The following is a 16,781-nucleotide window of genomic DNA, read 5'->3' on the forward strand; positions in this document are numbered from 1 at the left end:
CAAATGATTATCATTCTTGCTTTGGGTGATTTTATTGCTTGGAAGTCCCTAACTCAAAGAAATTGTTGAAAGCAATTGTCAGAGTAAGTAGGTCGGTGTTGAAAATTGTCGTTATGACAAGGCAGGAGGCAGAGGGCAGAAGGCAGAAGAGAAGAGCTTTTTGGGCAACTTTACTTTCCGTTACATACTTCGGTTTTTTTGCGCCGTTCTACTTAGATGTAGTTCAAAATATGAGGGTAGCAATATGACTCTCACAAAAGCAAACACAACCACATGGAGAGTAAAAACTCTCGCAAAACTTAACCCATAGGAAAAACTATGAAAACACTACTGAAAAGATCCACGTTACTCCTTGCTCTAACAACCTGTATTTTGGGTAATTTCTCCTTAAGAGCTTCTGCTGATTCTACTGCTGACTTAATCCTCAGTATGAAATGCCAGGGTGGATACAATATCGATATTTGGAAAAAGTATTCTTCGGGTGAACTTCTCTACCGCTCTACAAGTTCCCACGGTGATTTGAGTTTGGGCAGAGGAACTAGCAAAGCTACAGAAGGGGTTCGAGTGTATAAGTTTCGGAATAACAATTATCAATATTGGGTGTGGGATGGCACGCTGGATAGTCAGCAGTCTGGAACTTTAGAGGTGTATAAAGACAATAATATTCTAATGCAGCAGGCTTGTACAAAACGTTAATGGGCTTGCGCGCTAGTGGGAACGGCCACGCCTTACGCCTATCGGAGGAAACCTCAACAACAGACTTATCACCGCAACGCGCTGCCTTGTCTTGGCGGTTCGCTATTCATCCCCATTTTGTATAACACCAAAAATAGAGTTGTTCAGTACCTGTTTTTTATCTTCTAAACAAAAATAAAAAATAAATAAGTTAGAATATTTCAAAATTAAGGATGAAATAAAATGAGTAAAAAAACAGGTACTGCTCATTTCCTAAGCATTAATAATATTTACCCTTATGCTTTATTCGGAATTCTTTTTTTGGCAGTGATTTTAGATCTAATAGGCTTAAATAAAGGACTCTGGAATGATGAGTATTTTACCATTCACAAAATTTCACATCCCAACATTGTAGAAATGTTTAGGGAGTTAAGAAGAGATGTTCATCCACCTTTATATTATATCTTGCTTTATTTCTGGGGTAAAATCAGCAAAAAAGAAGAATTTCTCAGATTATTTTCAGTTTGTTTGAGTCTAGGAACTTTAACTATTGTCATTAGCTGGATTAAACAATACTCCCCTCTAGCTAGTCTGCTTGCAGGAGTTTACTTAGCAACAACACCAATAATGCTAAGATATTCACAAGAGCTAAAAGCTTACCCTTTACTAGTTTTTGCAACATCTCTGGCGTTTCTATTTGCCTCCCATATCATAGCTAAACCAGAAAAATTTTTAGGATATATTGGTTTATGTTTGAGCTTGTTTGTAGCGGTATGTACGCATTTAGTTGGGATAATGCTTATACCTAGTATTGTCTGTTTTCTTTATATTCAAGCTTTCTTACCTATAAAAAAGATACAATACTTAAAACTGGCTGTAGCAATAATCATACCTACCATTACGTTTCTTTATCTTAAGTTTTTCTGGCTAAAACAAGTACAAGAAATTCAAGATACTTGGTGGTGGATGCCTGATATTAACTTAGATTTAATATCATCCACGGCTAAATATGTATTCGGTTTATCTTCTTTATATTTACCAATTAGTATTATTCCTTATTTTGCGTTTTTAGTTTCAGGTATCTTCGCTCTTTCAGTTTTTTTTGGTGAGTGGAAAATTAGCTTTCCTTTTCTAGCTGCTACAATAATTTTTTGGGTAGTAATTTTAGTTTATTCTCTAATAGATAGTCCAATATTTTATTATCGAATTATTTTGCCTAGTCTAGTGCCGTTTGTTGCTTTTGTGGCATTACAAATAGCAACTATACCAACTCATAAAATCAAAATAGCATCTATTGTATGCTTAATCGTATTAAGCCTAAGCTATACAGCGAACTGGGTAACTCATCAAGCCTATAAACCTGTGGAAGAAAACCGAGAAGTGGCTCGACTAGTGGAGTTGGAGTGGCAAAAAAATGACTTGATTATATTTTATCCTGATTTTATTCAGGGAACCGTAAATTATTACTTTAAAAAGATACCATTGGACAAACAAATTGTCGTATTGCGAACCAATAAGATTAACGAAATTAATAAGAATATTAATACGAAGATATCAATAATTTTTAGACAAAGAGAAATTATAGACATGTTTTTTGTTGTGATGGATGGAAACATTGAAGGGTATAACGAATTATTATATAATGTACTTAATGTTCTAAAATATAAAATGATCAAGAAAACAAGAGTTCACTTGTTTTTAATTAAAGGTCATGACTCATATTTTTCAAATAAATTTGAATCTGCTGATAAGTTTATAGTAGCTTCGGAATCCAAATTGGGGAAACCATATTTCTATCAAGACTTCGGTATGTATGTGAGTTCAAAATATATGGTAGTCCTAAATCGTTCTTGACAAAGTACTCAAGGTTTTGTACTTGTTCCTACCTAATTCATCTGGCAAAGGAAGCAATAGCATCTTTTTGTTTATTCGTATTGAATGAAAAGTCGCATTTTTAGTACTGGGCATGACAAGATGCGCCATTTTCCGCCACACAGAAGCTAAAAACCTTACTATAAAAGCGTTTTAGTAGCTCACATTCGTAAGAATTTCGGTCGCAATGATCGCCCCTAAAAGAGCTTGATCAGTATGTTGTCAATGGATAACTTTTTTTATGTAAAGATGAGCTTAATATAGCAGAGATGATAAAGTCCCAGCCAGTTAGCCAGATAATCAACTCAGGAGTTATCTGTTCTATGATTTTCTGTGACGATCAGCACAGCTTAAAGGATAAAGACTGATCGTATAACTGATTGAGGGTTGAACAGTTTTGCCACTGTAACTCAGCTTTAAGATGTTCCCAAAATTGTTCTATTGAGTTGAGTTCTCAAGATAATGGTGGTTTAAAGATAGGAATAATTTTTGATTGAATGCAAGCAGCAAGCGCGGAAAATTTATGGCTTTTGTTAACCTTACGAGTGAACATGATGCTAAATATGATTTCTTAAATCGCTTTTGCCGATTAGCAATTGTCAATATTCTCTCAGGTATCATGGTACCGCTAGCAGGGTTAGTCGATGTGGCGTTCTTGGGACACTTGTCTGAAATCCGTCACTTAGCAGGAGTTATCCTGGCTACAATCTTGTTTGACTACCTCTACCGCGTTTTGAAATTCATACGCTCTTCAACCAACAGTATGACAGCGCAAGCTGTTGGACGAGAGGATTTCAACGCAATGATGCTAGTGGGACTGCGAAATGGCTTAATCGCCTTGGGAATAGCTGCACTCATTCTGATTTTCCAGTACTCCATAAGAGAACTGGGATTTACCCTATTAAGTGCTAATTCAGAGGTAAAAGATGCAGGTGTTGCTTATTTCAATGCTCGAATCTGGGGTGCACCTGCAGTTTTGCTGAACTATGTCCTAATTGGTTGGTTTTTTGGGCGAGAGATGAATAGCTTCGTATTGCTGATGTCCCTGATTGGTAACGCAGCAAACGTTGTGCTGGACTACGTAATGATTATCAATTGGGGTTGGGAAACTGCTGGGGCTGGACTAGCAACAGCTATTAGCCAGTATTTGACGCTGTTGGTAGGTCTGATGTTTGCGTGCTTTAATATCAAATGGCAGGATTTCCCCGCCGTTCTGCAAAAGGTTTTGGATTGGCAAGCCCTTAAAGTCTCCTTTGGCTTGAATGGAAACATACTTATCAGGTATTTAACTTTTATTACAGCTTTAGCCGTGTTCACCAATTTGAGTTCGTTAATGGGGACAACAATATTGGCTGAAAACGGTTTGCTATTACAAGTTGTGACTTTAAGCGTTTTCGTCATTCAGGGAGTCGGACACGCCACCCAAAGCCTGACGGGTAAATTTAAAGGTAAAGGTGATTCCAAAAAGTTACTGCCACTTGTTATAGTTGCTACGCTCACTAGTTTATTGTGTGCACTTCCCTGGGCAATAGTATCTATCGTCTTTCCAAAGACGATATTTGGGTTATTAACTAATCATGCTGAACTCACCAATGACATTGATAAGTACACTCTCTGGTTACTACCTGTATTAGCGTTTGCGGCGATCGCTTTCATGTTAGAGGGATATTTTATTGGTTTGGCAGAAGGTTCGACTCTACGTAACTCTTCCTTAACTGCCCTTGGAGTTGGATTTATACCCTTAGCTTTTGTTGCTTGGTATTTTCATAGTAACCATATTTTGTGGTTAGCTCTTTGTTTGTATATGATAACCAGCATGGTGATACTTGTGATACAGCTGCCAAGAACGTTTCACAACCACGATACTCATCATCAGCAGATCGCAACGACAAACATAACCTAAAAGCATTTGTCTATTCTTAGACGCATTGCCGAATTTTGCTAAATTAACAATCGCACCCAATACGGTTGGTGATAAGCACGCTTAACACAAACCCGGTTTCTTTGAGAAACTGGGTTTTTCTGAGCAACAATTACGTTAACTGAACCGTATTGCAATCGCACCTGTGAACCCTTGATTTTTCTTCTCTGGTTTGAGATTGTTAACTAAAGTACACGTAAAAAAACTGATGTCAAGATTAAAGTTTATTTTACTGCTCGTAGTCGTAGTAGTCTCATTGATTACTTTCGATTTTGCTAGCACCCAAGCTAAGGTTATCAGTCTCAACCGCTATATCCTTCCTGGAGAGACGGTTTTTCCAGAAGGTATTGCCTACCAACCCAAAACCAAGGACTTTTTTGTGAGCAGCACCACAGACGGCACAATTTTTCGAGGAAATCTCCAAGAGGAGTCCGCAGAGGTATTCTTACCCGGTGGTGCTGATGGGCGCACAACAGCGCTCGGCTTAAAAGTGGACGACAAAGCTCGTTTGTTTGTAGCAGGAGGCAATACTGGTCAAATATTTGTCTACGACACCCGCAGTGGCGAACTACTCGGTCAGTTTAAGAACCAAAAGGCTTCTACATTCATCAATGATGTCGCTATTTCTCTGAATGGAGATGCGTATTTCACCGACTCATATGATCCAACTTTATACAAAGTTTCGATTAATGAGGCAAATGAAATTCAGTTTGAGGCTTGGCTCGATTTTACTGGTACGAGTCTAGAGTACCAGTCAGGAGTAAACCTCAACGGTATCGCCGCAAGCTTAGACGGTAAGTACCTGGTAGTTGTGCAGTCAAACACAGGAAAGCTGTTTCGTATCGACATTGATAGCAAGCAAGTCACCGAAATTGATCTAGGCGGTGAGCAATTAACCAATGGCGATGGTATCTTGCTCTCGCGCGGTAAAAAGCAAATTTTGTACGTTGTGCGTAATCAGCAAAAGCTGATAGTCAAAGTTGAACTAGAAGACGATTTCTCCCGAGGTACTGTTGTCTCTAGCACGACTGATCCGTCGTTGGCTAACCCGACTACTATTGCCCAAGTTAGGAAGCAGCTGCTAGTTGTCAACTCTCAATTTGATAAACGTGGATCGGGACTGACACCTGAGTTACCATTTACTGTTTCGAGTATTCCTAGTCCTTAAAACAGTGAACGCTTAACAGTGAACAGTGAACAGTAAACAGTAAACAGTGAACAGTGAACAGTAAACAGTGAAACTGATAACTGATAACTGTTAAATCAACAATGGCACCTGTGAACCATGCTGAGTTTTATTCACTTCAATTCGGGCTTGAAAGGCTTCTTTGAGGTGGGGCATATGGGTGACGGTAAGAATGCAGCCAAAATCAGAGGCGATCGCGCAAAGCAAGAGACGCCAAGGGCGATCGCATCCTTCTACATCTTGTGTCCCAAACCCTTCATCCACAATCAACAATTGCAACGCCGCCCCCGCCCGCTGTGCTAATAACTTCGCCAAAGCTAAACGAATTCCAAAGTTAATTCTAAATGCTTCTCCACCAGAATTAAGTCTCATAAGCCCGCATCCCGGAGATAGCAAGACATTGATTAAAGCCGTGGCGATAGCTTCGCTGCTGCCTAAGCGCAAAGCGCATGCTACGCGAACGGCAGATCGCTCTTAACTTCAGCAGGTAGGCATATACTTAGGTTACCATACTGATACATGGTAAAAAATGAGTCGTTTCCAGATTATGTACGAAGCTTTCATTGATTTAGATGAGTTAATAGTACGTTGTAGAGATAAGCAAGCAAAAAAGTTTATCAAAGAAGCAGTAGCTTGTTATAGAGCAGGAGCATACCGTTCTTGTATTGTGGCAACATGGAATGCAGTAGTATTTGATTTTCTTCATAAACTGAGAGAATTAGAGCTTTTAGAAGATAAAGAAGCTTCAAAGTTATTGGAACAATTTGAAAAGCTGAGTTCCGAAAAAAAGTTCAAAGAGCTTTGGCAGTTTGAGTCAGATATTCCCAAAAAAGCGCTCAACCCATTTGAATTAATCTCGACTGTTGAGATGTCAGATATTGAAAGATTATTTGAAGATAGAAGCCGATGCGCTCATCCCTCAATGACATCTCTGGAGGAACCATTTGAGGCGACAGCAGAATTAGCACGCTATCACTTAAGAAGTGCTATTACACACCTTTTAGAAAGACCACCAGTTCAAGGTCGTGCAGCCCGTGAAAGAATTTTCCAATATATTAATTCTGAGTATTTCCCAACAGACTCAGAACTGGCGATAAAGTATTTTCAAAAAAGTCCGTTAGCTCGCGCTCGCTTGGCTCTTATTAAAGATGTTGTTATAGGATTAACAATAAGCTTGTTAACAGAAGATCTTCCGGAAGATGAAAAAGCACGTCAATTTTCCGCCATTCATGCAATATCAAGTATGTATCCGGAACAAACAAGAGAAATATTGAATGATAAAATGTCTGATATTATTCTCAACAAAGTCGTTGATACAAATTGGGATAAAGTAATTATCTATTTAGGAAAAGTTAAGATTTGGGATTCTATTACTGAACCATGCCAATTAAAAGCTATAGCTTTCATTGAGAAACTTAAAATCTTTGAACGAAAATGGTTTGAATTTAATGAATCTCCATCGAGCGACAGTTTAGATATATTATCAATGGCTACTCGTATAGGATTTTTAAAACAAACTATAGATACGAAGCTTCAACTTCCTCTAGAGGAGCTACTCTCACTCAAAAAAAATTGTCAATATCAGTTACAATATAACTCAATCAATGAAATAATAAAACCTTTATTAGAAAAATTTATTCCCAAAGCCACTTTTAATGAATTGATTTCAATGAGGTCAGAGGGTGATTGTTCATTGAATGATAAAATTAAACCTTACTTAATGGAGAAAATAAAAGAAGCCTCTTTAGAAGAAATACTAGATGGATTATCACAGATTATACAGGAAGACAAGCTACTCTACGAATCTTTTGAACAACGTCTCTTGTTTTTGCTTGAAAATACTTCTCTAGAACAATTACTTGAAGCCCGTAAATATTATCTGTACTCATCATCTTGCACAAAAGTATCAACTGTGATTAGCAGACTAAATGAATCAGTGATAAAATTTTTGGAGCGATTAGAATTTAATGATTTACTATCAGTTAAATATGAATACCGTCAACAATTTTTTGAAGACTTTTTGAAAGATATCTTAAAACCTATATTTCAAAATAATAAATTAGAAATAGTAAGGAGATTTGTCTCCTCTAATTCTTTTTCTGATTCCGAATTTTATGCTAAATTATTGATTGAAATAACAGATAATCTCAGTAATGAACAATGGAAATATATTCTCAAAGTATTTTTTGAAAATCATTATATACATAATTCATTTTTTTGTGCTAGGATTTTTGAATCTCTCTTCAAGAAATCTATAACTCTTAATGTTTGCATACAGGCGGATTGGCGCTCTTTTAGAGAAAATTTAGATGACTTTAGCACAATTAAGAAAAATCTTAAAGATATTAATAGATTGAAACAAGTTATTGATACTTACCTTCCTGTTGAGTAATTTTTTGCTGTTTAACACCTTGCATCATTAAACGCTGTTTCAAATATCAGTGATTATCTATCGCACTTCACAAAGAACAACTTAGTTAATGCGATTGTGCGCAGCGCAGTACCCTTTGGGCGAGTGAATGTATATCTCGGCTAATGTTTATCATTGGGTTGATTATGCACTAAATTTGCACTTAATTTAATGCTATTTCACCCAAAAGTTTTTTAGATGTCTGGTGCAGTCTTAAATCAACAATCGCACCTGAGAACCCTGCTGAGTTTTATTCACTTCAATTCGGGCTTGAAAAGCTTCTTTGAGGTGAGGCATATGAGTTACGGTGAGGATACAAGCAAAATCAGAGGCGATCGCATTAATCGCAGCAATCAAGCGATCGCATCCTTCTGCATCTTGTGTCCCAAATCCTTCATCCACAATCAACAATTGCAACGCCGCCCCCGCCCGCTGTGCTAATAATTTCGCCAAGGCTAAACGGATGGCAAAGTTAATTCTAAACGCTTCCCCACCAGAGTAAGTTTCATAAGCCCGCGTCCCTCTGGCGTCTGCAATCAAAATGTCCAACGTATCTATCAGCTTGGCATTTTTCTTGCTTGCCTTACCACTCTTTCCGGCTCTTTGTGTCACAAATTGAACGTGTAATTGATTGGCACTCAATCGCGAAAGCAGTTGATTTGTCTCAGCTTCCAATTGTGGCAAGACGTTCTCAATCATCAATGCTTGGATACCATTTTTACCAAAAGCTTGTGATAACTCCTGATATATACGGTATTGTCGCCTTACTTCTTGGAGTTGCTGCTGCTGTTGATCGTACTGAATTTGCAATGTTTCCAGTTGGTGAGACTGCTGCTGCAAGCGTCCTAACTGGGCAATTTGTTCATCAAGTTGCCGTCTGCGTGATGTTATCTGCTGCTCTAATACTTGAATTTGAGTAGATGGGTTTGCTGATTCTTCTAGCTGTTGGACGATGCTCTCAATTTGTGAACCATATCTTTGCCGTTCTGTCAATCTTGCCTGCAAAGAAACCTCTAACTCTTGCAATCTTGTTTTGAGTTGGGGATACTGCTGCTGCGTCCCGACAAGCTGTTGATAGCGTAATTCCCAAGCTTGAGTTTTGCGTACAGCTATCCGAAGATTGTTATGTTGTTCTGACACGTAGCCAATTTCAGCAATCTGGCGCTCAAGGGCAGCAATTTGTCTGGCACATTCAGATTCAGTGGCTTCTTGCTGGATTCTGGTTTGTAATTGGGTAATTTGTGCCTCAATTTCTGGTTTTCGTGCTGCTAATTGTGCTTGACGCTTTACTGCGTCTTTTATTTGGCTTAATCTAATCTCTGCCCATCGCCACCGCTCGACTTCGTTACGAGCCAGAGCGTGATCTTGTTCATTGTAGTTGAGTTGTTGTAGATATTGTTCTAGTTGCTGGAGTTCTTTGTGTGTGTCATGGGCGTAGTCACCCATTTGCAGCGATCGCTCCAAATGCTGCTTTTCACCAACAATCTGTTGTAGCTGTTGCTCAACATCACTTGTCACCTCCAATTGTGCTGCCAATTGTCCTCTTTGTTCGCGTAAGGTATCGTAAGGAGATAATTGTTGGGATATTTCTCGATATTCTTGCCTGAGAACCTGAATTTCTCTGTCGGAAACAGCCATTCGCTCTCGGACTATCCACAACTCGTCCTCTGCATCTTTGTACTCTACTTTCGTTTTGTCCACCACACGATTCCAGTGATGTTCATCTAGAGAACGTTCGCACAAAGGACAGATAGCATTAGGGTTCTGAAGCATTTGCAGCTTTTGCTGTAATTCTCCCAATAGTTTTTCAAAGTCCCGTTGATGCGCTTGCAAACGTTCGATCAGGTGACGTCTTTCCTGTCCTTTTTCCTGCACTCGTTGCAGATAAACTCGCTTCTTTTCCAGTTCCGAAATCTGCATTGCCACTTCGATCACTGCTTGTTGCAGTTGCGGTTGGCGTCTGTGCTGACGTTGGAGTTGGTTCTCTGTTGCTTGGAGTTGTTCAAATCGAGCCATTAAACCAGCATGAGCACGATTCAGTTGACTTTGTAATGTGACTCGTTGTTGCAAAAGAGGAGCTACTTGTAGTTGCAACTGATCCATTTGAGCAAGACGGTTGCGTGCAGCCGCAAGTTGTGCTAGGGCAGCTTCGACTTCATCTGACTTGCTGAGAGTTTGCTGGAGTTCTTGCTGTTGTTGCTGTAAAGCCGCTAGTTGTGCTTCAGCGTGTTGTAATTGCCGTTCAATTTCGTTAATTTGTTTAGTAAGCTGCTGTTGCTTTTGTTGCTGTGCTTGTTGGGCGCGAGTGTGCTCTTCAAATTTAGCGCCCATTGCTTCTTCTTGAGATTGGAGAATTTGGTATTGATTGTACCCGGCTTTAATTTCAGCTTCTTGAGTTAAAAATTCTTCTAAAGAAGATAGTTGATTGTCAATTGCTGAGTGTTCTTGTTGAAGGCGATCGCAATCTTGAGTCAGATTTTGATACTGCTGCCTGACAAAGTTCAGTTGTTGCTCCCAGTTTTGTCGCTGGTGCTGGACAACTTGCAAACTTTGTAATTGAATATTCTCAAAAGCTTGTACTTGTTGCAGTTGATTGATTTGCCCTTCTAACTCGGCTTGTTTTTGGGCAGTTGCTTCACGCTGTTGCAGTTGAGATTTTAACGAATCCAAAAGGCGCTCTAACTCTTCCGCTCTTGCTTTAAACTGACGTGAGAGTTCTTTTGCCCGTTCTTCTAATTCGTCATACTGATTAAGTTTTAATAACTCTGCTAATATTTCCTTACGCTCACTCGGTCGCTTGAGCATAAATTCATCAGCACGACCTTGACGCAGGTATGCTGAATTGATGAAAGTGTCGTAATCTAACTTAATATGTTCTAAAATGAGATCTTGCGTTACCCTTATGCCTTTACCAGTCAGTGCGCGGAAACCTGTAGGCGTTTGTATTTGAAATTCTAGAGCACCATTTCCACCACGCGATCGCGTGCGAATCACTTTATATGTTTGCTGGTTTGCTTCAAAGATGAAATCAACTCTAACTTCTTTTGCACCTGTATGGATAACGTCATCTTCTGAAGGAGCTCTGCTTTCACCCCAAATTGCCCAGGTAATAGCTTCGAGTAGCGAAGATTTTCCCGCGCCATTGGAACCACAAATACAAGCCGTATGTAACCCACGAAAATCTAAAGTCGTGTCACAGTAACTGAGGAAGTTTTTGAGGGTGAGTTGGATTGGAATCATTGAGGATTAGGCACCACACCTTTTTTTTAGAAGTAACAGTACAAATGCTCTTATTGCTAGTTTAGCTAGGTTATTATCATGTTTATAGTCCTTAACACTCCAATTTTACGAATGTTAACAATATAGTGAGCAAATTTTTCTTATTAGGCAAACTTCTTTTACTGTCTTCGTGGAATATTTAATCTTTCATCAGGTTCTTTCCTCTTTCCTTGTGATAAACAATAAGTTTGTTTGATGCTTTAAACTCTTTATAATGTCAGGCAAAAAAGAAGACATGGGTATAAGGAGAAAGACGAGCAAAACACATAGAGTCACACAGGCAGGGAAATTTCTCTGATACCCCTTCTCAAATTCACCCCATCTTCCCCATTTTCCCTTACCTCTTATTTGCCTTTTACGGGTTTATTGGCTGGATTCACCCCTTCGGGGTTCGGCAGTCGCTCCTGGGGGAAACCCCCAAGACCGCGCTGCCTCACCGCAATGCACTGGCTCCTCTGCGCCTGGTGCGGTTCAAAAATAGATATTGTTCTGGCGGGAAGGAAGTAGTCTAAATTCCAGCGAAGAGGTAAAGAATTGTTACAGAAAGTTGACCTTTTCAGTAAAACGAGAAACTCATTTTGATTGTTAATTTGACAGCGCAAAACTAGAGATTTTGCACTTAGTAAACAGGACTTAGCAAGTAACATATGCAGACTCGTCGCAATATTTACAAGATATTAGAGAGTGGTGGCTCAGAAATTGCCGCGTATCGTAAGGGTGTGGAGGTGATGAAAGCCCGCTCCAATGCCAATCAAAACGATCCAACTGGATGGATATTCCAGGCAAACATGCACGGGACTTCACTAAGAAATCCGACCTTTAATCAATTTTGGAATCAATGTCAGCACGGAAGCTTTTTCTTCTTGTCTTGGCATCGAATGTATATTTACTTTTTCGAGCGAATTGTCCGAGCTGCTTCAGGAGATTCTAACTTTTCACTTCCCTACTGGAATTATTCTGAGCGAAATCAGAGTGTTTTACCAGAGCCGTTTCGCATTCCTGCAGATAGTTCAAATACGTTGTATGTGAGTCAGCGGAGAAACCAAATCAATCAAGGGCAACCACTACCAGCAAACTCGGTTGAGTATAGAACTGCATTAAGCTACGTAAATTTCTTTTCTGATATAGGTTCTTTGGCTCCTTCCTTTGGTGGAGGCGTAGTGCCTGGGCCAATGCAATTTGCTAATCCTAATGTTAGAGGGCAACTGGAAAACCAGCCTCACAATGTCATTCATACGGTTATAGGAGGAGCAGGTTGGATGAGCGATCCTTTGTTAGCTGCTCGTGACCCAATTTTCTGGCTACATCACTCCAACATTGATCGATTATGGGAGCAGTGGTTGAACCAAGGTCAAGGTCGTTCTAATCCAGTCAATAATTCAACATGGATAAATACTAAGTTCGTCTTCTTTAATGAAAACGGTCAAAAACAGGAAATGTCAGGTAAAGATATCTTAGACACAGCTTCACAGTTAAATTATATTTACGACGATAAGCCGATGACTCCACCTCCCCCACCACCTACCGTGTCATTTGTTGCACCACGCTCAACTCAGCCTGAGTTTCTTGGATCTACGCCAGAAGGAAAAGTTATTCAGCTGACAACAAATGCAGCTGAGTTTTCAATTTCTCCCGTTGCCCAAAGAGCAGCATTCACTGCCTTACCGGTGGAAAACCAGAGAGTTATGCTTGTATTTGAAGGCATTGAATATGAAAAGCCGCCTGGCGTGAATTATGAGGTATACCTCAATCTCCCGGATGATAACTCAGCACCGAAACAAGAGAATTATGTTGGAACCATAGGGTTGTTCGCAATGGAACCTCATAATCACTCACATGCTGAAGAGCACTCTGGACACGACGAACACATGGCTCACGAGCATGGCAACCATGACACTGGTGAGAAGCATCCAAAACCGACAGTTGTTTTGGAAGCAACTAAGGTTGTGGAGGCGCTACAAAAACAAGGTAAATGGTCTGGTCAATTCCGGATCAGCCTAGTGACGACCTATCAAGACAAGCCACTTTCCGAAGTGCGCTTCCAGAAAATTTCTGTTTATACTTTCTAACTTGAAGAGTAAAGGTGGAGACTAAAATTGTCTTCACCTTTGTTCTTAGCTTTCTAGGAAAGTAATAAGCTTTTTCCTTTTCTTTTCGTCAACCAAAGATGTATTAGTCTAAAAATTTACCATTCCAATAACAAAAGAATACAATAGAAACAAGAGATTAGATTCAGCTTATCGTTACTTATTGCTGAATATACATCGTCGGACACATAGGATGTAAAAACATTTAGGAACTATTTCACAAGATTTGCGTCATATATATCCTTCGTTACTTTTCATAAGTGCAGATGAACGGTATAAGAATTAAAGAGGAACAATTGCATCTTTTTACCGTCACACTAGTCACTTTTCACTCGGAATATGCCTACTGACAGGTTTAAAAAGAGCCAGAAACAATCTCAGTAACAGCACGTCTCATACATTAAGAACTCATACATTAAGAAAAAGAACAAAAGGACTTTACTATGAGTCAATTTCATCGTTGGAAATCTGGAGCAGCCGGACTCATGGCAATGGCAATAACAACAGGTACTATTGCACCCATGTTTATGTTTGCTCCTGCTTCTGCACAAAGCATCTTTCGTGGTCAAGGAAGCCAAACACCATCAGGAAGAATTTCAATTCCTGCTGGATTTACAGTGCCAATGACATATGACAAAGATAAAATTGTTGTCACTCCTGATGAAACGACACGTATAAAACTGAGAGTAGCAAAAAACCTTGTAGACAGTTCACGAAATGTGTTGATTCCTGAAGGAAGTGAAATTGAAGGACAATTGCAACCAACCACCAGAAATGGTCAAAAAGGTACTTATTTTGTCGCTCAAGACTTAATCCTTCCTAATGGTGAACGACAGTCTATTAATGCAACTTCTCGGGCTATTACCAGAAAGGAAACAATTAGTAAAGGAGGTAGAACAGATAAAATAGTGCAAGATGCTGCTATTGGTGCAGGTGCTGCTAGTGTGATTTCATTGATAACAGGCGATCGCAAAATTCAAGCGATTGAACCTATACTTGGTGCAGGTGCTGGTGCAGCAGCAAGTGTTCTACTCAGACGTAAAAACACTGAAGTTATCGTTATTGAACCCCAAAGAGGAGATTTGGATCTCACTCTACGCTCTAGTTTGTTTGTATCCCGTGGTTACTATTAGGCTTCTCCTAATTTAGGTCGTGAGTTCCATCTGTTTGCAATACAACTGCTCCAAAGGGGCAGGGTGCTTTACCCAACCGCCCTCACACTACCAAGGGGCTGCCAAAAGAGCAACCCCTCCTGTTTCACAGAAAACAAGATAAAGCAAGTCAGCAATTTTAAAGTTAAATCCGGAAGAAAACAACCTGCTAGTAAGTAGTCTCGCTTCTAGCTGTATGCAATTTCAATGCGTGACAGATAAGGATATTGCGCGTGATTGGGCAAAACCGCGATATTGCTTATTCTAATTTATGTAAATTTTATCATTTTTCTGCAACTATTTTATTGATCGCACGTCTTACGATTACATAGAAATCAGGAGCATCCCAATTTTCCAAAAGTCTTCGTCCGCCACGTTCAAAGCAGGGTGCCCAGAGGGCATAAGTAACGTAGTGAGTGTAAGCACCAGGAGGGTTTTCCTCCTGGTGGCGAAGAGCCTGAGTGCAAAGTGCAGGCTGAGCAGATACCCCAAGGGGGAACCCAAAGGGTAGAACAAAGCAATCATCCTTTGTGTGAATTTACACATTTGGGATGCTTCGGATAAATCGTTTTTATTGGCGAAACATTTAGGAAAATAAATAAACTAATGCGCATCTACCGTTGCGTATTTATTTGTTAAGACAGTCATGAGTCATTTGTTATTACAAATGACATAGATGGGACTGGTTATGAACTGAATAAAATTCAAACGTGAAAGAAGAAAGAAGTTATTTAGACTTCATTCTTTATCCTTTAATGACTCTTTTAGCTGAACAAAAGTATTAACCTAAACACTTTGTTTTGGAATAATGTCAGCAAAAAGTAGTCCATTTTACAAACAGAAAATAGCAGGTTGTGTGGGGAGTAAAAATATAATGTTTGGTCGCTTTCGTTGGCAATCTGGATGTGCTGCATTCATGGTTTTGGGCATAACTACAGGAACTATCGCACCTCTAGTGATACCCACAGCATCTTTTGCCCAAACAAATTTTACTGACGTTCAATCTAACTATTGGGCAGCAGAATTTATTGGACAACTGGCACAGCGAGGTATTATTGCTGGCTTTCCAGATGGCAGTTTCCGCCCAGAGGAACCAGTCACACGTGCTCAATTTGCTGCCATGATTGGCAAAGCTTTCCGAAAAACACCAGAACGGCAGGCAGTCGGATTTTACGATGTGCCAAGCAACTACTGGGCATCGAGTGCGATTGCGAATGCATACACCACTGGTTTTTTGTCTGGATATCCTGGCAATCGTTTCGAGCCTAACCAAAATATTCTCCGCGAACAGGTTTTAGTTTCTCTCTCTAACGGTTTAAATTACAACGTTAGCGGTAATACCGACAGCATCTTACAAAATTACAACGACGCTTCTAACATTTCTAGCTATGCCCGTAGCCCTATTGCTGCAGCTACAGAGAAGCAAATTGTTGTCAACTATCCTAATGCTAAATTCCTAAGTCCCAATACAACTGCAACTCGGGCACAAGTAGCAGCTTTTCTCTACCAAGCACTCGTGAGTTTCAATAAAGCCGCAACAATCAACTCAGCCTACATTGTAACTTTTGCCGAACCGACTCTATCAAAACCAGTAGGCGAACCGACTCCATCAAAACCAGTAGGCGAACCGACTCCATCAAAACCAGTCGCGGTGACAATTCCTGAAGGAACTGTTATTCCTATAAGGTATGAAAAAGCAGAAAAAATTCTTGTGACTAAGGATGAAACAGCTCCTTTAACTCTGACTGTGGCGCAAAATGTTGTCACTGATAAAGGAAATTTGCTCATTCCAGCAGGTAGTCAAGTAGTTGGTGAGCTTCGTCCCGTCAAAAATAAGGGTGGTTCTCAATTCGTTGCCCAAAAACTCGTTTTAACCAACAATGGTCAAGAGTATCCAATCAATGCGACTTCTGAAGTGATTACCAAGACTGAAACTATCAAAAAAGGCACCAATACACAAACAATTCTTAGGAATAGTGCACTTGGCGCAGGCGCAGCGGCGGCGGTTTCGCTTGTAACTGGCGATAAGGCTATTAGTGCTGGAGAAGTTCTGGGGGGGGCTGCTATTGGTGGATTGGTTGGTCTGTTCTTTGGTAAAAAGAGTGTTGAGTTAATCGCCATTGACCCAAACACTGACCTACAAATGACTATTGGTGAAAACTTTCAGATTTCGTTGAAATAGTTAGTAGTCAGGACTTGC

9 protein-coding genes and 1 pseudogene are annotated in these 16,781 nt (G+C 39.8%); 8 read left to right on the top strand and 2 right to left on the bottom strand.

Annotated features, from left to right (window positions below; translation table 11 throughout):
- The first annotated feature begins 318 nt into the window (after nucleotides 1–318).
- The 4 genes from AC5JM2_RS03505 to AC5JM2_RS03520 all read left to right on the top strand — a co-directional run bounded on the left by AC5JM2_RS03505 (nucleotide 319) and on the right by AC5JM2_RS03520 (nucleotide 5,636).
- On the top strand, nucleotides 319–696 hold the full coding sequence (locus AC5JM2_RS03505; protein ID WP_495833527.1) for a hypothetical protein: 378 nt from the start codon (nucleotides 319–321) through the stop codon (nucleotides 694–696).
- A gap of 222 nt (nucleotides 697–918) precedes the next feature.
- Entirely contained in the window at nucleotides 919–2,529 is a 1,611-nt protein-coding gene (locus AC5JM2_RS03510; RefSeq protein ID WP_495833528.1) for a glycosyltransferase family 39 protein, read from the top strand.
- Between the two features lie 541 nt (nucleotides 2,530–3,070).
- Nucleotides 3,071–4,450: a guanitoxin biosynthesis MATE family efflux transporter GntT gene (gene gntT, locus AC5JM2_RS03515; protein WP_495833529.1), complete on the top strand. Its 1,380-nt coding sequence runs from the start codon at nucleotides 3,071–3,073 to the stop codon at nucleotides 4,448–4,450.
- 226 nt (nucleotides 4,451–4,676) lie between these two features.
- Entirely contained in the window at nucleotides 4,677–5,636 is a 960-nt protein-coding gene (locus tag AC5JM2_RS03520; protein ID WP_495833530.1) for an SMP-30/gluconolactonase/LRE family protein, read from the top strand.
- Between the two features lie 90 nt (nucleotides 5,637–5,726).
- Here the strand turns inward: AC5JM2_RS03520 and AC5JM2_RS03525 are convergent.
- Nucleotides 5,727–6,039, bottom strand: a pseudogene (locus tag AC5JM2_RS03525) (P-loop NTPase family protein); the annotation flags it as partial.
- Between the two features lie 144 nt (nucleotides 6,040–6,183).
- Here AC5JM2_RS03525 and AC5JM2_RS03530 point away from each other — a divergent pair.
- Complete coding sequence (locus AC5JM2_RS03530; RefSeq protein WP_495833531.1) at nucleotides 6,184–8,046, top strand: hypothetical protein; 1,863 nt, start codon at nucleotides 6,184–6,186, stop codon at nucleotides 8,044–8,046.
- A 231-nt stretch (nucleotides 8,047–8,277) separates the two neighbouring features.
- Here AC5JM2_RS03530 and sbcC read toward each other — a convergent pair whose 3' ends face one another.
- Nucleotides 8,278–11,304 (bottom strand): exonuclease subunit SbcC, encoded by a 3,027-nt coding sequence (gene sbcC / locus AC5JM2_RS03535; RefSeq protein ID WP_495833532.1) that lies wholly within the window; start codon nucleotides 11,302–11,304, stop codon nucleotides 8,278–8,280.
- Between the two features lie 686 nt (nucleotides 11,305–11,990).
- Here sbcC and AC5JM2_RS03540 point away from each other — a divergent pair.
- The 3 genes from AC5JM2_RS03540 to AC5JM2_RS03550 all read left to right on the top strand — a co-directional run bounded on the left by AC5JM2_RS03540 (nucleotide 11,991) and on the right by AC5JM2_RS03550 (nucleotide 16,763).
- Nucleotides 11,991–13,412: a tyrosinase family protein gene (locus tag AC5JM2_RS03540; protein WP_495833533.1), complete on the top strand. Its 1,422-nt coding sequence runs from the start codon at nucleotides 11,991–11,993 to the stop codon at nucleotides 13,410–13,412.
- A 461-nt stretch (nucleotides 13,413–13,873) separates the two neighbouring features.
- Complete coding sequence (locus AC5JM2_RS03545; protein WP_495833534.1) at nucleotides 13,874–14,563, top strand: conjugal transfer protein TrbI; 690 nt, start codon at nucleotides 13,874–13,876, stop codon at nucleotides 14,561–14,563.
- An 892-nt stretch (nucleotides 14,564–15,455) separates the two neighbouring features.
- Complete coding sequence (locus tag AC5JM2_RS03550) at nucleotides 15,456–16,763, top strand: S-layer homology domain-containing protein (RefSeq protein WP_495833582.1); 1,308 nt, start codon at nucleotides 15,456–15,458, stop codon at nucleotides 16,761–16,763.
- The last annotated feature ends 18 nt before the right edge of the window (nucleotides 16,764–16,781 follow it).

Source organism: Brasilonema angustatum, from assembly GCF_059505445.1.